We start from the raw sequence: 16915 nt of genomic DNA, 5'->3' as shown, positions 1-16915 counted from the left end.
GGCGGTTTTTTATTTTTACAAACAATAACGTGTTCGGTGTGGTTTTTACCGAGTGCAACATTAATTGAGGTTACAAATGTCATTAAATATTGAAACAACTCAAGGTTTAGAGCGTCGTGTGACGATCACCGTTCCAGCTGAAGCTGTAGAAAAAGCAACTCGTGAAGAATTCAAACGTGCAGCAAAAAATGTACGTGTTGATGGTTTCCGTAAAGGTCACGTGCCAGCTCACATCATTGAACAACGTTTTGGCGCATCAATCCGTCAAGATGTATTAAACGATTTATTACCACGTCATTTCTTTGATGCAGTAATCGCTGAGAAAATCAATATCGCAGGTCGTCCAACTTTCGCTATCGAAACGTTCGAACCTGGTAAAGATTTATCATTCACTGCAACTTTCGAAGTGTACCCAGAAGTTGAATTAAAAGGCTTAGAAAACATCAAAGTTGAGAAACCAACTGTTGAAATCACTGAAGCTGATATCGATAAAATGATCGATGTATTACGTAAACAACAAGCAACTTGGGCTGAAAGCAAAGCTGCAGCGAAAGCAGATTCACGCGTAACAATCGACTTCGTTGGTTCAGTAGATGGCGAAGAATTCGAAGGCGGTAAAGCAACTGATTTCGTTCTATTCATGGGCCAAGGTCGTATGATTCCTGGTTTTGAAGAGGGCATCGTAGGCCACAAAGCAGGCGAACAATTCGATATCAATGTGACTTTCCCAGCGGAATACCATTCTGAAAACTTAAAAGGTAAAGATGCAAAATTTGCGATCACCTTGAAAAAAGTAGAAGAAATGGAATTACCAGAATTAACCGATGAGTTCGTTGCTAAATTTGGTCCAAACACCAAAACTGTGGCAGATTTACGTGCAGAAATCCGTAAAAATATGGAACGTGAATTGAAAAATGCATTAGTTTCTCGCGTTAAACAACAAGTCATCAACGGTTTAATCGAACAAAACCCAATTGATGTTCCAGCTTCTGCAGTAGAAGAAGAAATCAATGTGTTACGTAACCAAGCAGCACAACGCTTCGGTGGCAATGCACAACAAGCTGCACAATTACCACGTGAATTATTTGAAGCTGATGCAAAACGTCGTGTTCAAGTCGGTTTATTATTCTCTGAAGTGATCAAATCAAACGAATTGAAAGCGGATGAAGAACGTGCGAAAGCCATGATCGCGGATATCGCTTCTGCTTACGAACAACCAGCTGAAGTGGTTGAATATTACAGCCAAAATGAAGAGTTAATGAACAACATTCGCAACGTAGTATTAGAAGAACAAGCTGTTGATGCCGTTCTTGCTAAAGCTCAAGTGACTGAAAAAGCGTCTTCATTTGATGAGATCATGAATCCACAAGCATAATAATTGATAGAACGTGAATTAAATTCACAGGTGTATCATCGAAAAGTGCGGTCGTTTTTTTTAATGAAAAGCGACCGCATTTTGTTTTTACTGATTTTCGGGTAGAATATTGCCCGATTTTTTAGCACATATTTAGGGGCAAAAATGAGTGTAATTCCTATGGTTGTCGAACAAACCTCTCGTGGTGAACGTTCGTACGACATTTATTCCCGCCTATTAAAAGAGCGCGTGATCTTCTTGAGTGGTGAAGTAGAAGATCATATGGCAAATTTGATCGTGGCACAGCTACTTTTCTTAGAATCAGAAGATCCGAAAAAAGACATCAATATTTATATTAACTCACCGGGCGGTTCAGTGACTGCGGGTATGGCTATTTACGATACTATGCAATTTATTAAACCGGATGTGCGTACCCTTTGTATTGGCCAAGCTTGCTCAATGGGTGCATTTTTACTTGCAGGAGGTGCAGCAGGAAAACGTGCTGCATTACCGAATGCACGAGTGATGATTCACCAACCGTTAGGTGGTTTCCGTGGACAAGCATCCGATATTCAGATCCACGCACAAGAAATTTTAAAAATCAAACAAACCTTAAACGAGCGTCTTGCTTTCCATACAGGTCAAAGCATCGAACGTATCGAAAAAGACACCGATCGTGACAACTTTATGTCGGCAGAAGAAGCAAAAGCTTACGGCTTAGTGGACGATGTGTTGATTAAACGTTAAGGATTTAACATGACAACAAATGATAACGATCTTCACTGTTCTTTCTGCGGAAGAGAGAAAAGTGAAGTAGGTAAATTAATTGCAGGTACAGATGGTTATATTTGTAACGAGTGTATCGAGCTTTGCCACAGTATGTTAGAAGACAGTGGTGAAATCGAAACACCTAGCGAACTGGCAGTTGAAGAAAAATTACCAACCCCACACGAAATTCGTGCTCACTTAGATGATTATGTGATTGGGCAAGATTATGCGAAAAAAGTCTTGTCAGTGGCGGTTTACAATCACTATAAACGCTTACGTACGAACCACCAAAGCAATGATGTGGAATTAGGTAAAAGTAACATCTTGTTAATCGGTCCAACAGGTAGCGGTAAAACCTTATTAGCACAAACCTTAGCGCGTCGTTTAAATGTACCTTTTGCTATGGCTGATGCGACGACGTTAACCGAAGCTGGTTATGTGGGCGAAGACGTGGAAAATGTTCTGCAAAAATTATTGCAAAATTGCGATTACGATACAGAAAAAGCAGAGCAGGGTATTATCTATATTGATGAAATTGATAAAATTAGTCGTAAATCAGAAGGCGCGTCTATTACTCGCGATGTGTCTGGTGAAGGTGTGCAACAAGCCTTATTGAAATTAATTGAAGGCACTATTGCGTCTGTGCCTCCACAAGGTGGACGTAAACATCCTCAACAAGAAATGTTGAAAGTGGACACCTCAAAAATCCTCTTTATTTGTGGTGGGGCATTTGCTGGCTTAGATAAAATCATCGGTAAGCGTACACAAACTGATACCGGCATTGGCTTTGATGCGAAAGTAGAGAAGGAAGAAGACAAAGAAAATCTTTCTGAATTATTCCGTCAAGTTGAGCCGGATGATTTAATGAAATTTGGTTTGATTCCAGAATTTATTGGTCGTCTTCCGATGATTGCACCATTAAGCGAATTAGATGAGGAAGCGTTGATTCAGATCCTTACTCAACCGAAAAATGCACTGACCAAACAATATCAAGCATTATTTGGCTTAGAAGATGTGGAACTTGAATTCACCCCAGAAGCATTAAAAGCGATGGCGAAAAAAGCCCTTGAACGTAAAACCGGTGCACGTGGTTTACGCTCAATCGTTGAGGCTGTATTGTTAGATACGATGTATGATTTACCTTCAATCGAAAACTTGCAAAAAGTGATTGTGGATGAAGAAACCATCGTGGATAACAAACCACCAAAGCTCGAATATAAAAACTAATAGAAAGTGCGGTTGTTTTTTTCTAACATTTTTCATAGGCAATCCCGAAAGAAAATGCTACAATCGCACGTTCTGAAATTAATCTAAAAATTATTTATCCCTTATTTTATACGGATTCACTTATGGCAACTGAAATTGTTGAGAAAAAGAAACACGACCAAGAACAAATCGTAGAAGGAAAATCAAAAGGCTTAAACACACTTCTTTGGATTCTTTCTGTGGCATTTTTTACTGCTGCAGCGATTGGTAACGTTTATTTTAAAGACGCCTTCTCTTTACCTGTACGTGTAGTTGGCGTAGTTGTCGCTTTATTAATTGCCTTTGGTTTAGCTGCAATTACTAATCAAGGTACAAAAGCTCGTACATTCTTTAGCGAAGCAAAAGTTGAAGGTCGTAAAGTGGTATGGCCAACTCGTGCAGAAACACGTCAAACAACTTTAATCGTAATTGGGGTAACCGTGCTTACCTCTTTATTCTTCTGGGCAATTGATTCAATTATCATTGCATTGATTAACTTCTTAACTGATTTGAGATTCTAAAATGAGCGAAACTGAAAACGTATCCAAAAAACGTTGGTATGTATTGCAAGCATTCTCAGGCTTTGAGAGTCGTGTTGCAATCACATTGCGTGAATATATCAAACAACAACAAATGGAAGATCAGTTTGGTGAAGTATTAGTGCCGACTGAAGAAGTCGTTGAAAACGTAGCAGGTAAACGTCGTAAAAGCGAACGTAAATTCTTCCCTGGCTATGTATTAGTTGAAATGGCAATGAATGATGACACATGGCACTTAGTGAAAAGCGTACCACGTGTAATGGGCTTTATCGGTGGTACACCAGATAAGCCAGCGCCAATTTCTAAACGTGAAGCAGATTTAATTTTAAATCGTTTAGAGCAAAGTGCTGAAAAACCACGTCATCGTAAAGAATATCAACCAGGTGAAGAAGTACGTGTGACAGAAGGTCCATTTGCTGACTTTAATGGTACGGTTGAAGAAGTGGATTACGAAAAAGGTCGCTTAAAAGTGTCTGTATCTATCTTCGGTCGTGCAACACCAGTTGAGCTTGAATTTGGTCAAGTGGAAAAAACACGTTAATTTCCCTTTTCCAAAATAAGAAATTTAATGGCCGCACTTAAAAAATAAAGTGCGGTTGTTTTTCGAGTAGTTTTTCTGCTTGAAATTTCGAGGCTGATTAATTAAAATACAGCCTTTCATTAACAGGGGAGCCGATTTCGGCGTTATCACCCATTTAGAGGAAACTAAAAAATGGCAAAAAAAGTCCAAGCATACGTTAAGTTGCAAGTTGCAGCTGGTATGGCAAACCCATCACCACCAGTTGGTCCTGCATTAGGTCAACAAGGTGTGAACATCATGGAATTCTGTAAAGCATTCAACGCTCGTACTGAGAGCATTGAAAAAGGTTTACCAATTCCAGTTGTTATCACTGTATATGCAGACCGTTCATTTACTTTCATTACTAAAACTCCACCAGCAGCAGTATTATTGAAAAAAGCTGCAGGTATTAAATCTGGTTCTGGCAAACCGAACAAAGATAAAGTGGGTAAAGTAACTTTAGATCAAGTTCGTCAAATCGCTGAAACTAAAGCAGCAGATATGACTGGCGCGACTATCGAAACTAAAATGAAATCAATTGCTGGTACTGCTCGCTCAATGGGCTTAGTGGTGGAGGAATAATACGATGGCTAAATTGACTAAAAAAATGAAAGCAATCAAAGCTGGCGTAGATTCTACTAAAGCATACGAAATCAACGAAGCAATCGCGTTATTAAAACAATTCGCAACTGCTAAATTCGTTGAAAGTGTTGACGTTGCAGTAAACTTAGGTATCGATCCTCGTAAATCAGACCAAAACGTTCGTGGTGCAACAGTATTACCACACGGTACTGGTCGTGAAGTACGCGTAGCTGTGTTCACCCAAGGTGCTAACGCAGATGCAGCTAAAGAAGCTGGTGCTGATTTAGTCGGTATGGAAGATTTAGCAGAGCAAATCAAAAAAGGCGAAATGAACTTTGACGTTGTTATCGCTTCTCCTGATGCAATGCGTGTTGTTGGTCAATTAGGTCAAGTATTAGGTCCACGTGGTTTAATGCCAAACCCTAAAGTTGGTACCGTAACACCAAACGTTGCTGAAGCAGTTAAAAATGCTAAATCTGGTCAGATCCGTTATCGTAATGATAAAAACGGTATCATCCACACAACAATTGGTAAAGCAAACTTCTCTGAAGTTCAATTAAAAGAAAACCTTCAAGCATTATTGGCTGCTTTAAACAAAGCAAAACCAACTACTGCAAAAGGTATCTTTATCAAGAAAGTAAGCATCTCTACAACTATGGGTGCTGGTGTGGCTGTTGATCAAGCTTCACTATAATTAAGCGTTAAAACTTAATTCAAATTAACCGCACTTTGGGTAACTGAAGTGCGGTTATTTTTTTGTGTTCTTTTTATGAGAGATTACTTCGCTAAAGCGAAAATTGCTTCAATAGCTTCTTTGGTGTAAATCTTATCCATTTTCGCCTTAATCGCAGTTTGAACCGCATTATCGATAATTTCAGCTAAAGTTTTATCATCAATGCCAAGTTGCTCAAGACGAGTTGGTGTGCCGATTTTATCAAACCAAGCTTTTAAGGCTTGAATGCCATCTTCAGCCTTATCTAAGCCAAATATTTCTTTAGCAAAGCGTTTGAATTGAGCAGGTCTTTGAGATTGATACCATTGCATCCACGCAGGCATAATCACGGAAAGGCCTGCGCCATGTGGCACATCTGAAATCGCACTCATGGAATGCTCAATCATATGATTTGGGAAACCGTAAGGTGAGATACCTAAATGCGTTAAACCGTTCAACGCCAGTGTAGCAGCCCAGGCAAATTCACCACGAGCATTGAGATCTTGTGGATCATTGAGCAGGATTTCAGTCGTACGGATAACGGTTTTGATATTGCTTTCTACCAAGAAATCAATAATTTCAGGACGATATTCTGCCGTGAAATAGGCTTCAATAGAATGAGCAATAATATCTGCAGCAGAATACACTAAATAATCACGGCTGACGGTCGCTTGCAATTTCGGATTAATGACTGATACTTTCGGGAATAAATGATTGCTGTGAATTGAATATTTTTGCTGTGTTTCTTCATTGGTAATGACGGCTCCCCAGTTCATTTCACTGCCTGTTGCCGCAAGGGTGATTACATCAAAAATCATCAACGCTTTTTGCACCGGTGTACCTTTAAAAAAGTCCCAAGTATCACCCTCATAGCACGCACCAGCCGCGATCGCTTTCGCACTATCAAGGCAGGAGCCACCACCGATACTCAACACGCTATCTGCACCAAAGGCTTTTGCCATTGCAACGGCTTCACGGACTTTGTTGATTGTCGGGTTACTTTTTACCCCGCCACATTCAACGTATTCAATACCATGCTCACGTAAACTTTTCGCCACATCTTCAAATAAGCCGGAATGTTTGATTCGCTCACTGCCATAGATAATTAAGGCCTTTTTTGCACCGTATTCGTGCATATATTTACCCATCTCTTTTTCTTTATCGAGACCAAATTCAATGCGAGTAGGGTTTTGAAAACTAAATGGATACATATTTATCTCCTTATTATCTGTTAAGTGCGGTCAGTTTTTGCGTTGTTTTTATTCCACAAAGTAATGCGGAATGAAGTGGCTATCATTGCCGGTAACTGGGGTAAAATCTTCTCTTAATCCGATGCCGCATGCCACATCACCCACTACCCAAGAACCAATCATAGGGTACATGCCATCAAAATTTGGCAGTTCAAATTTTTGTTGATAAATGTAACCTGCTTGATCGTAAAAAGCAGAATGTTCACTGCCTTTAGCGGCAAATTCCAGACCATTACGTTTTTCATAGTAAGAAACATTGGCGCCCTCACGACCTAAAGTCGGTTTTTTCACCCATATTGATTGACGATCGGTAATATCATGCTTGCTAAAGTAAGCGGGTAGTAATAATGGATGATTTGGATGTTTTTGCCACAATTTCGCTAACAGCACTTTATTGCTTAATAGTAATTTCCACGCAGGTTCAATAAAAGTGGTGGATGAATTAAGCATGTGTGGTGCATATTCTGTCGTAGTCATCCATTCAAGCGGGTAGAGCTTAAATAAACAATCAATAGGCTGATTATTCAGATCGAGGAATTGCTGACTGTCTTTATCGTAGCCCACATCTTCAATAGCGAGCTGATGAATATGCCAACCTGCGTTGTAAGCTACATCTGCCAAGTAATCGATATTGCCCCAATCTTCACGTCCCGCTTCTTGCATGGCACTAAAATGGAAATCTTTTAGTCCTGTTTGCTGTTGAATAAACTGAAAGCGATTGAGCAATTCTTCGTGAATCCAATTGAATTGGTCACGATGCGCTAAGCCTTCAATTTGCTCTAACCATTGCCATTGCACCACAGCAGCTTCAAGCAGGGAAGTAGGGGTGTCGGCATTGTACTCAAACATTTTGAGGTTTTCGCCGTCATAACCAAAATCAAAACGGCCATATAAGTGCGGTACGTTTTTAGCCCATGTTTGTTCAATCAGTTTTTTCTGTAAATCGGTGAAGCGATAATGCGCATAATCACCTTGTTTCACTTCATCGGTAACAAAATCCATACACATCGCGTGCAACTCATTGGTGGCATCTTCAATACGATCGATTTCTGCTAGGGTAAATTCATACGCCACATTATCCGACCAATAATGAGAGCCATCAGAAGAAGGTAGATTATAATAATCAAAGCCCACATCTAATAATTGTTGCACCATATTGTGGCGAGTGGGAAAGCCCGTAATTCGTTTCATATTTAACCGCCTGAGCTACGGTTACTGCTTGAATTTGAGCTTTTAAAGCCACCGCGTGAAACTGGTTTGCTGTAAGTGCTACCAGCATTGCCTTTTACTAATACAGGTTTACCAACAGAACGATTAGTTTGCGGTTGGATAACTTGCCCCGTTGGTGTTGAAACGGCACGGTTGCTTGGATTGTAGCTAGGCCCTAAAAATGATCCCATCGTACGCGCAATCATATAGCCCATTGCGGCACCTGCAATCGCACTACCCATACTGCCGTGTCCTTCTCCTGTTGCAGAACTCGTGTGGCTTGCTCCCTCTGAACCGTTTGAGTTGCCAGAGTGAGTTGCACCATCAGGATTTAAGGTTTGTTTGACGGTTTGATTGTCTTCTGACCATTCACTATTATTGCTTGGACGTGTATTTAAATTGCCCGAGAGAGAGGAACCAGATCCAGCATGTGCAGTTGTGCTGCTGTTATTTTCATTAGATTGGTCAGCTTCGCACAATTCAATTTTTTGCCAATCGGCTAAACAATCCTCAAGGCTGTTATAAACATCTCGTTGAACTTGCTCTTCTGAGCAGCCGCCCAATAAAGCAACAATAGAAAGGCTGACGAGAACTTGATTTTTCTTTTTCATCATAGAGTTAAAGTGTTAATAATTCAGTTAAATGATTGATTTCTAATGTAGGCAAAACACTTGCTTCAGTAAATGAATTGAGATTTTTGCCCGATAAATTTATCCATACAGCTTGGCAGCCAGCTTGAATGGCGCCTTGAACATCCGTGGTTAAGTTATCACCAATATGTAAAATTTCACTCGGTTTTACGCCAAAATAATGGGCGGTTTGGTGGAACAAATCTTGATGAGGTTTCGCTCTGCCTTGCTCTCCACCACGTAAGCTCAGCTGAAAGTGTTCAAACCCAATACGTTTTGCAATCACATTACCATTGGTAATCACGCTAAGCGGGTAGCGATCTTTCAGTTGATTCAGCACTTCAATGCTTTCAGCTGGCACATCAATTTTATGTCGCCATTCAATAAATTCTTCCATAGCGATGGCCAAAGTGCGGTCAATTTCAACCGCACTTTTACTATGATGCACCAGTAAGTGCCGTAACGTTTCGACACGCCAGGCAATCACATCTTCAGCAATCAAGGGATCTTTCTCCGCCAGTTGCCATTTCCATTCTCGCCAATATTCTGAGGTAAGATCACTCAGTTGTGCGTATTCTTGTACACATTGAAGAAAGCGTTCTTCGGCCAAACGAATGACATCACTGTTATCGTAAAGGGTGTCATCAAGATCAAAACTCATAACCTTGAAAGGCTGAAGACCGCGGTAAAATCGCATAGTTAATCCTATTTAATGGTATTCACACCAAGCCATGCTGTCGCACGTTCATTGGTGATTTCTTCGTGAGTCCACATGCTCATTAAGTCAGGTTGAGGATGTTTATTTGTGTTATAGCCGATCAAATGAGCAAAATCAAATACGGCATGCGGATAGCCGTTAATGAGCAATAAGGCTAAATAACCACTTTCATCCCAGCAGATTTCTAATTTACGTGCTTCGTGGTGATTGCGTGTGTTATCGACGTTATAAACATGTAAGCAATCGACAACAGGCTGCGCATTTTGACGCATATCTAATGCATAAAAATAGCCCGTTTCACCGTCATCTTCAAACATCACCGCCAGATGATCATGCACAGTCGAGTGTGTGCCGACTTGTTTGGGTTGACCGAGAAAGAGTTGATCTTCGAGGGTTAAATGTAACATGGTATTTCCTAATCAAATTGTGTAGTCCAGTGACTACTATGGTGTGCCTGAAAGCAAAGTTCAACCTGTGCGGGCGTATTTTTTTCTTCATTCATTGGTGGCAGTTCATTTAATGCAAAATAGGCAGATTGCACTGTTTCACTATTTGGTTGAAATTTACCACTTAATGGTTCGCACATGACGAAGGTTTTGAGTACAGGATGTACAAAAGGCGGAAAATTGCGTTTATGTTGTTCATGAATAGCAATAATAAAAGTCGGCTTAACATTAAGCCCCGCTTCTTCGCGTACTTCTTTAATCGTATTACTATGAATGGTTTCTAGCACATCTATCCAGCCGCCAGGCAGTGACCAAAGACCATCATGTTCTTGTACTAATAAAATTTTATCATCTTTGAAAATAGCTGCGCGCGAATCGATTTTAGGGGTTTGATAACCAGCCCCATTGCAGAAAAACGATTTGACAGTTTCTTTGGGTATTGCTGTTTTATAAGCGAGCATTTCAGCAGACAAATCCCGCAAGCGTTCATAGCGTTCAATATCATAGATATTTTTGCAATAAGTTAGCCCGTTTTGTGCAATGCTTTGGATTTCGATAGCCCAAGATAGCCAAGGTTCAGTAAGAAGTGAATCCGATTGTGTCTTCATAAAAACACCTTAAAAAAACACCGCACTTTTGTGCAAAGTGCGGTGAGATTTTACAGTAAATTAAGCGTGAATTACGCTTGACCTTTAACCGCTTTTAAACCTAAGAACGGAGCTGGTGTACCAGCGCGTTCTAATGCTTCTTCGATACGGATTAATTGGTTGTATTTCGCAATACGGTCAGAACGGCTCATAGAACCAGTTTTGATTTGACCTGCTGCTGTACCAACCGCTAAATCAGCGATAGTCGCATCTTCAGTTTCACCTGAACGGTGAGAGATAACCGCGGTGTAACCTGCATCTTTAGCCATTTTGATTGCTGCTAAAGTTTCAGTTAAAGAACCGATTTGGTTGAATTTGATTAAGATAGAGTTTGCGATACCTTTTTCGATACCTTCTTTTAAGATTTTGGTGTTAGTGACGAATAAGTCGTCGCCTACTAATTGAATGCGGTCGCCTAACACTTTAGTTTGGTATGCAAAACCTTCCCAGTCAGATTCATCTTGACCATCTTCGATAGACACGATTGGGTATTGTTTAGTTAATTCTTCAAGATAGTGTGTGAACTCTTGAGAAGTGAATGAACGGCCTTCGCCTTTCATTTCGTATTTACCAGTTTCTTTGTTGTAGAACTCAGAAGATGCACAGTCCATTGCTAAAGTGACGTCTTTACCTAATACATAACCTGCTTTTTCAACTGCTTCTTTGATACATGCTAAAGCGTCAGCGTTAGATGCTAGGTTAGGCGCGAAACCACCTTCATCACCTACAGCAGTGCTCATGCCTTTAGATTTTAATACTTTCGCAAGGTTGTGGAATACTTCAGCACCGATACGAAGTGCTTCACGTAACGTTTTCGCACCAACTGGTTGAATCATGAATTCTTGGATATCAACGTTGTTATCTGCGTGCTCACCACCGTTGATGATGTTCATCATTGGCAATGGCATAGAGTAAACGCCTGGAGTACCGTTAAGTTCTGCAATGTAAGCGTAAAGAGGTAAACCTTTAGATGCTGCAGCAGCTTTCGCTGTTGCTAAAGATACCGCTAAGATTGCGTTTGCACCGAAGTTAGATTTGTTTTCAGTACCGTCTAAATCGATCATGATTTGGTCGATTTCAGCTTGGTTAGACGCTTCTTTACCTACTAATGCATCTGCGATAGGACCGTTTACCGCTGCAACCGCTTTTAATACACCTTTACCTAAGAAACGAGATTTGTCGTCGTCACGTAATTCTAATGCTTCACGAGAACCGGTAGATGCACCTGATGGAGCAGCTGCTAAACCAACGAAACCACCTTCAAGATGAACTTCAGCTTCTACAGTTGGGTTACCACGAGAGTCGATGATTTCACGACCAATGACTTTAACGATTTTTGCCATTTTGTTTTCCTCTGTTTAAAGTTAATTAAAATTAGTTAGGCGAACCTAAAGTGGCAATATAATAAAGCAAATTTAGAAATTTGTCTTGGAAAAATGACCGCACTTTGATCTGTATCTTATTTTTCACTCAAGTGCGGTAAGTTTTTATCTCTTTTTCGCCAATTATTCTTTTATTTCAGTGGAATTGCCTTCAAAAGTTGGTTAAAGTTGCGCGAAATTTAGTATTATTTTACGGCGAATTATTTATTCTTAATTGAGACTTTGTTGCATTGAAAAAGGAATCATTATGTCTCTTTCGACTTTTTTTCAGCAGATCAAAACACAAATAAAATCAGCAATATCCACCCATCCGATTGAAATCTTCATGATTGCTGCATTTGCTCTTGGGATTTGGTTTGTGGATATGAACTCCGAAAAAGATCATTTAGCTTATTGGCTATTTGAGCCCATGCTGTTTGCCTTTATTTATTTATCTCGCCCTTATGCCTGGTATCGTTTTTCGTGGGTTGTGCCGCTTGTTGCCGTTTTCACCATTTGGCAAGTGAATGATAATGCTGATTTTTATGGCTATAGCCCTAAGTTTTGGGGCGCTCAATTTATTGTATTATTGATATTATGTGGCTTTCCATTTGTCAGAAACAATCAAGCCTTTACTTATCGTAATTTTACGACGCTATATTACATCACTTCATCCATTGCTGGCTGGGGGCTCGTCTCTGGTTTGGTAGCCGCAATTTTGGCTTCAATCAGTACATTATTTAACATTGATTTTAGTGAATGGTTTCAAAAGCATCTTTATTCCTCAATTACTGCATTTTGTCTTCCTTTATTCTTCTTGGTCTTTCAGCAGCGCCAAGAAAATACAGAGATGACGCTAAATCGTAGTTTTGATATTTTAGTGAATTTTATTTTAGTGCCCGCCTTGATGATTTTTACTGCACTACTTTATGCTTACGTTGGCAAAATTATCTTAGCAGGGGCTTTGCCAAAAGGTATGGTGTCGAATATTGCGTTGCCTTACTTAGTTGGAGGCTTAGGTGTTTACGCTTTACGTAGTATTAGTGTTAAAGCAAATTGGAATAGTTTCTTTAAGTTTTTCCCATACCTTTCCACAGTGCCAATTGTATTGTTATGGTTGGCGATTGACCGTCGAATTAGTGCCTATGCTTGGACTGAGCAACGGATTTATTTAGTGGCATTAGCCTCGGCGATTACGATTGCTTATGCTATTTTAATCATCCCTAAAATTCGTCAATATCGTTTGATTTCTGTCGTTGTAATGGCCGCAATTTTTGCCATGACTTGGGTGGTGAAACCAAAAGAAATTGCTTATCAAAGCCAAACGGAACGTTTTGAGCATTTACTCACAAAGCTTAATTTATCTGATGGACAAGGGAAAATTCGTGATGATGTGGATTTTTTAAGTCGTTTAGAAAATATGCCAGAAAACGAGCGCCAAGATTGGAATGAATTAGATGATGTATCTGATTATTTACTCCATCGTTTAGACTTAGGAATTTATGATGGCTCTAATTATGAAGAGAAACGAAAAGCCTTTGTGAAAAAATATGGTGAAAAAGCGAATGAACTGATTTCATTGGATGTTTATGAGCATTCTTTCCGTATCAATGATAGCGAAATTATGGCTCAGCAAAATAGTCCGATTAGAGAAGCGGAGTTTGAATGGACGTCAATTGATCTTACGCCGTATAAAAAATGGATCCATGTACCTGTATATCAATTCTATCGTGCGGATGAGAACAGTTCGAAAAAAGAAAAGAATGAGTCAAAAGAACAAGCAGAAGTTTGCTTTGTTGAAGGGCACGATAGATATTGTACCGATATGGATCAACACATTAAGAAAGTGTTTCAACAACATCACTTAGACTCAATGGAGAAACTGGCAGAATCAGATCTTAAACTCATCCGTAAAGACTTGCTAAAAATTGATGTACCAGGTTTTGCTATCTATTTAGGTTCACTTGAAATGCAATTTAGTCAAGAAAAAGGCTATCACTATAAGTCGCTAACCGTTGAAGCTATTTTTGATAAATAGGCTAGATGTGTAAAGTGCGGTGATGTTATTGCAAAAATTTGGCTAAAACTGACCGCACTTTGATATTAAATGAATAAAACTGCCCTAATTCTATTTAGATTGGGGGCGTCGAGTAATAGAACTCAAAGCGTTATTGAACGCGTTGATATAAAAGTTTTTTCAATAATTGGATGCGTTGGTCTAAAATGCTGAACATCGTATGTCGATCTTCTCCAAATAATGAAATTTCACGAGTAGATTGAACCTTATCGTAAGCCGAAAATGCCATTTCAAACTCTTCCCTGCTGAGTTTAATGGATTTTTCGTGTAACGTTCGGCTTAGTAAGCTCACTTCTTTCGATGTTAAGTCAGGAAATAAATGACTGATCCAGAGTTCCATAGAGTATTGAACTGCTTCACTAATTTTTTCTTGTTTTTTACTTTCTTGCCCTGGATGTAGTCGATAAAGCAATAAGGGCTCTGGTAAATTCGCAAATGTCTTTTTGTGTAATGCGCATTGTACCCACATATGAAAATCGGGCGCTGTGGCTGTTTGGGCATAATTAATAGCGAGCGCTTTGATACTAGAATGTCGCCACATTGAAGAGGGATTAATGATATTGTCACGAGCTAAAGAAAAATGTGCTTTTATATCTTTATCTAAAAGAGGAAGTGTACTTACTTTAGACATTTTATCAGTTTGCCCATCATTAAAGAGCAGTGCATTACTTCCTAAAATATCAATTTCGGGATGGTCATCTAAATATTGAATTTGTTTTTCAAAACGGTGCGGTACACAAATATCATCAGCATCCATACGTGCAACATATTCAACATTCATATAGTTAAGCATATCCATGATAAATTGCATTACAGCAGGCTCACCTTGGTTTTGTGGTAAATGGTAAACACGTAAGCGAGCATCTTTTGCTGCATAAGTTTCGAGAACCTTGCCTGTGTTATCTGTAGAAGCATCATTAACCGCAAGAATACAAAAATCACTAAATGTCTGATTCAATAATGACTCTAAACATTCAGTGAGAAAATTTTCTGCATTGTATGCAGGTAACATTACTGCAAGTTTCATTTTTGGCTATCCATTATTAAATGAGTGAATAAGGCTCAGATGATATTATTCCTTATTAATACAAAATGCGGTCAAAAATACAAGAATTTTTGACCGCACTTGTTTATGGAATCATCAGTAAATTATTTTTCAGTTTTTAACTGATTTTCTCTAGCTGCTTTGACAAAGCCTTCAAATAATGGGTGGCCATCACGCGGCGTTGACGTAAATTCTGGGTGAAATTGACATGCCACAAACCATGGGTGGTTTGGTACTTCGATGATTTCCACTAATTTACGATCCGCTGATAAACCAGTTACTTTAAGGCCCGCTTTTTCAATTTGTGGAAGCAGGTTATTGTTCACTTCATAGCGGTGACGATGACGTTCTTCGATTGTTTCTTTGCCATACAATGCACGCGCTTTTGAGCCTTCAATTAAATGGCATTGCTGTGCCCCTAAACGCATCGTGCCACCGAGATCTGAATTGTCGTCACGGGTTTCAATGTGGCCTTCCGCATCTTGCCATTCTGTAATCAAACCAACAACAGGTTGCTCACAGTGACGATCAAATTCAGATGAATTCGCTTTCTCAAGACCAGCGACATTACGAGCGTATTCGATTAACGCAATTTGCATCCCTAAACAAATACCGAGGTAAGGAACATTGTTTTCACGTGCATATTTTGCAGTCAAGATTTTGCCTTCTACACCGCGATAGCCAAAGCCGCCTGGTACTAAAATACCATCGACACCTTTTAATACGTCAGTACCTTTGGTTTCAACATCTTGAGAATCAATGTATTTGATATGCACGCTTAAACGGTTTTTTAAGCCAGCGTGTTTTAAGGCTTCATTCACTGATTTATACGCATCCGGTAATTCAGTATATTTACCTACCATACCGATGGTGACATCGCCCACAGGGTTTGCTTCTTGATAAAGCACTTGTTCCCATTCAGAAAGATCAGCTTCTGGGCAGTCTAAGTGGAAACGTTGACAGATGAATTCATCTAAACCTTGTGATTTCAATAATGCCGGAATTTGGTAGATTGAATTCACATCTTTTAATGAGATGACCGCACGTTCTGGTACGTTACAGAATAAGGCGATTTTTGCACGCTCGTTTGGTGGGATCATACGATCAGAACGACAAATAAGCACATCCGGCTGAATACCAATCGAAAGTAATTCTTTCACAGAATGTTGAGTTGGTTTAGTTTTTACTTCACCTGCAGTTGGAATATATGGCACTAACGTTAAGTGCATAAAAATAGTATGCTCACGGCCTACTTGTACGGCAAGTTGACGGAGTGCTTCTAAGAATGGAAGCGATTCAATATCACCCACTGTTCCGCCCACTTCCACGATAACCACATCATGGCCTTGCGCACCGGCAATCACGCGATCTTTGATTTCATTGGTGATGTGTGGAATAACTTGAATTGTCGCACCTAAATAATCACCACGACGCTCTTTGCGTAATACTTCAGAATAAATTTTACCTGTGGTGAAGTTGTTGCGTTTTGTCATTTTGGTACGAATAAAACGCTCGTAGTGACCTAAGTCTAAATCGGTTTCCGCCCCGTCTTGTGTCACGAACACTTCGCCGTGTTGGGTTGGGCTCATTGTACCCGGATCTACGTTGATGTAAGGGTCTAATTTCATAATAGTCACGTTTAAGCCACGTGCTTCTAAAATTGCTGCCAATGATGCTGCAGCAATACCTTTACCTAACGATGAAACTACACCGCCTGTGACGAAAATATAATTTGTAGCCATAGTGAGAGACCTAATATGTTGGGATAAAAATG

The 16915-nt window shown here is 39.7% G+C and carries 17 protein-coding genes; 8 read left to right on the top strand and 9 right to left on the bottom strand.

Annotation, left to right across the window (positions count from 1 at the left end; genetic code table 11):
- Nucleotides 1-76 precede the first annotated feature (76 nt).
- From tig to rplA, 7 genes are all read left to right on the top strand, one after another.
- Nucleotides 77-1375: a trigger factor gene (tig, locus tag HMPREF2750_RS04260; protein WP_070582707.1), complete on the top strand. Its 1299-nt coding sequence runs from the start codon at nt 77-79 to the stop codon at nt 1373-1375.
- A gap of 144 nt (nt 1376-1519) precedes the next feature.
- Complete coding sequence (clpP, locus tag HMPREF2750_RS04255; RefSeq protein ID WP_070582705.1) at nt 1520-2101, top strand: ATP-dependent Clp endopeptidase proteolytic subunit ClpP; 582 nt, start codon at nt 1520-1522, stop codon at nt 2099-2101.
- A 9-nt stretch (nt 2102-2110) separates the two neighbouring features.
- Entirely contained in the window at nt 2111-3349 is a 1239-nt protein-coding gene (clpX, locus tag HMPREF2750_RS04250) for an ATP-dependent protease ATP-binding subunit ClpX (protein ID WP_014064253.1), read from the top strand.
- 122 nt (nt 3350-3471) lie between these two features.
- The gene (gene secE, locus HMPREF2750_RS04245; protein WP_070582703.1) at nt 3472-3888 is read left to right on the top strand and encodes a preprotein translocase subunit SecE; all 417 of its coding nucleotides are present in this window, start codon (nt 3472-3474) and stop codon (nt 3886-3888) included.
- 1 nt (nt 3889) lies between these two features.
- Nucleotides 3890-4447 (top strand): transcription termination/antitermination protein NusG, encoded by a 558-nt coding sequence (gene nusG / locus HMPREF2750_RS04240; RefSeq protein ID WP_005695227.1) that lies wholly within the window; start codon nt 3890-3892, stop codon nt 4445-4447.
- Nucleotides 4448-4618: 171 nt separating this feature from the next.
- Entirely contained in the window at nt 4619-5047 is a 429-nt protein-coding gene (rplK, locus tag HMPREF2750_RS04235) for a 50S ribosomal protein L11 (RefSeq protein WP_005695228.1), read from the top strand.
- Nucleotides 5048-5051: 4 nt separating this feature from the next.
- Entirely contained in the window at nt 5052-5741 is a 690-nt protein-coding gene (gene rplA, locus HMPREF2750_RS04230) for a 50S ribosomal protein L1 (protein WP_005695230.1), read from the top strand.
- A gap of 83 nt (nt 5742-5824) precedes the next feature.
- On the opposite strand, the gene HMPREF2750_RS04225 is transcribed toward rplA, so the two are convergent.
- From HMPREF2750_RS04225 to eno, 7 genes are all read right to left on the bottom strand, one after another.
- A complete protein-coding gene (locus HMPREF2750_RS04225; protein WP_070582701.1) occupies nt 5825-6970 on the bottom strand; it encodes an iron-containing alcohol dehydrogenase in 1146 nt (381 codons plus the stop codon).
- Nucleotides 6971-7018: 48 nt separating this feature from the next.
- Entirely contained in the window at nt 7019-8200 is a 1182-nt protein-coding gene (locus HMPREF2750_RS04220; RefSeq protein ID WP_070582699.1) for a glutathionylspermidine synthase family protein, read from the bottom strand.
- 2 nt (nt 8201-8202) lie between these two features.
- A complete protein-coding gene (locus HMPREF2750_RS04215; RefSeq protein WP_070582883.1) occupies nt 8203-8829 on the bottom strand; it encodes a DUF1190 domain-containing protein in 627 nt (208 codons plus the stop codon).
- Nucleotides 8830-8836: 7 nt separating this feature from the next.
- Complete coding sequence (locus HMPREF2750_RS04210) at nt 8837-9544, bottom strand: HAD-IA family hydrolase (RefSeq protein ID WP_070582698.1); 708 nt, start codon at nt 9542-9544, stop codon at nt 8837-8839.
- A gap of 8 nt (nt 9545-9552) precedes the next feature.
- The gene (locus HMPREF2750_RS04205) at nt 9553-9972 is read right to left on the bottom strand and encodes a DUF2251 domain-containing protein (protein WP_049364023.1); all 420 of its coding nucleotides are present in this window, start codon (nt 9970-9972) and stop codon (nt 9553-9555) included.
- Nucleotides 9973-9980: 8 nt separating this feature from the next.
- The gene (locus tag HMPREF2750_RS04200; RefSeq protein ID WP_054420250.1) at nt 9981-10619 is read right to left on the bottom strand and encodes an NUDIX hydrolase N-terminal domain-containing protein; all 639 of its coding nucleotides are present in this window, start codon (nt 10617-10619) and stop codon (nt 9981-9983) included.
- Nucleotides 10620-10690: 71 nt separating this feature from the next.
- Nucleotides 10691-12001, bottom strand: coding sequence for a phosphopyruvate hydratase (gene eno, locus HMPREF2750_RS04195; RefSeq protein ID WP_070582696.1), 1311 nt, complete (start codon nt 11999-12001; stop codon nt 10691-10693).
- 286 nt (nt 12002-12287) lie between these two features.
- Here eno and HMPREF2750_RS04190 point away from each other — a divergent pair, with 286 nt between their 5' ends.
- Nucleotides 12288-14057, top strand: coding sequence for a DUF4153 domain-containing protein (locus tag HMPREF2750_RS04190; protein ID WP_070582694.1), 1770 nt, complete (start codon nt 12288-12290; stop codon nt 14055-14057).
- A 130-nt stretch (nt 14058-14187) separates the two neighbouring features.
- Here HMPREF2750_RS04190 and HMPREF2750_RS04185 read toward each other — a convergent pair whose 3' ends face one another.
- Both HMPREF2750_RS04185 and pyrG read right to left on the bottom strand, forming a co-directional pair.
- Nucleotides 14188-15123: a glycosyltransferase family 2 protein gene (locus HMPREF2750_RS04185; RefSeq protein ID WP_070582692.1), complete on the bottom strand. Its 936-nt coding sequence runs from the start codon at nt 15121-15123 to the stop codon at nt 14188-14190.
- 122 nt (nt 15124-15245) lie between these two features.
- Nucleotides 15246-16883, bottom strand: coding sequence for a glutamine hydrolyzing CTP synthase (pyrG, locus tag HMPREF2750_RS04180; RefSeq protein WP_070582690.1), 1638 nt, complete (start codon nt 16881-16883; stop codon nt 15246-15248).
- Nucleotides 16884-16915 lie beyond the last annotated feature (32 nt).

The organism is Haemophilus sp. HMSC066D02 (genome assembly GCF_001810545.1).
Lineage (GTDB): Bacteria > Pseudomonadota > Gammaproteobacteria > Enterobacterales > Pasteurellaceae > Haemophilus_D.
This window is presented reverse-complemented; position numbering and strand designations above follow the sequence as displayed.

Bases quoted from the DNA above. Each gene is read 5' to 3' on its own strand.
- clpX (WP_014064253.1), top strand. From the start codon at position 2,111: ATGACAACAAATGATAACGATCTTCACTGTTCTTTCTGCGGAAGAGAG.
- pyrG (WP_070582690.1), bottom strand. From the start codon at position 16,883: ATGGCTACAAATTATATTTTCGTCACAGGCGGTGTAGTTTCATCGTTA.
- eno (WP_070582696.1), bottom strand. From the start codon at position 12,001: ATGGCAAAAATCGTTAAAGTCATTGGTCGTGAAATCATCGACTCTCGT.
- tig (WP_070582707.1), top strand. From the start codon at position 77: ATGTCATTAAATATTGAAACAACTCAAGGTTTAGAGCGTCGTGTGACG.
- nusG (WP_005695227.1), top strand. From the start codon at position 3,890: ATGAGCGAAACTGAAAACGTATCCAAAAAACGTTGGTATGTATTGCAA.
- HMPREF2750_RS04200 (WP_054420250.1), bottom strand. From the start codon at position 10,619: ATGAAGACACAATCGGATTCACTTCTTACTGAACCTTGGCTATCTTGG.
- HMPREF2750_RS04190 (WP_070582694.1), top strand. From the start codon at position 12,288: ATGTCTCTTTCGACTTTTTTTCAGCAGATCAAAACACAAATAAAATCA.
- HMPREF2750_RS04210 (WP_070582698.1), bottom strand. From the start codon at position 9,544: ATGCGATTTTACCGCGGTCTTCAGCCTTTCAAGGTTATGAGTTTTGAT.
- HMPREF2750_RS04185 (WP_070582692.1), bottom strand. From the start codon at position 15,123: ATGAAACTTGCAGTAATGTTACCTGCATACAATGCAGAAAATTTTCTC.
- rplA (WP_005695230.1), top strand. From the start codon at position 5,052: ATGGCTAAATTGACTAAAAAAATGAAAGCAATCAAAGCTGGCGTAGAT.
- HMPREF2750_RS04225 (WP_070582701.1), bottom strand. From the start codon at position 6,970: ATGTATCCATTTAGTTTTCAAAACCCTACTCGCATTGAATTTGGTCTC.
- HMPREF2750_RS04215 (WP_070582883.1), bottom strand. From the start codon at position 8,829: ATGAAAAAGAAAAATCAAGTTCTCGTCAGCCTTTCTATTGTTGCTTTA.
- HMPREF2750_RS04220 (WP_070582699.1), bottom strand. From the start codon at position 8,200: ATGAAACGAATTACGGGCTTTCCCACTCGCCACAATATGGTGCAACAA.
- rplK (WP_005695228.1), top strand. From the start codon at position 4,619: ATGGCAAAAAAAGTCCAAGCATACGTTAAGTTGCAAGTTGCAGCTGGT.
- clpP (WP_070582705.1), top strand. From the start codon at position 1,520: ATGAGTGTAATTCCTATGGTTGTCGAACAAACCTCTCGTGGTGAACGT.
- secE (WP_070582703.1), top strand. From the start codon at position 3,472: ATGGCAACTGAAATTGTTGAGAAAAAGAAACACGACCAAGAACAAATC.
- HMPREF2750_RS04205 (WP_049364023.1), bottom strand. From the start codon at position 9,972: ATGTTACATTTAACCCTCGAAGATCAACTCTTTCTCGGTCAACCCAAA.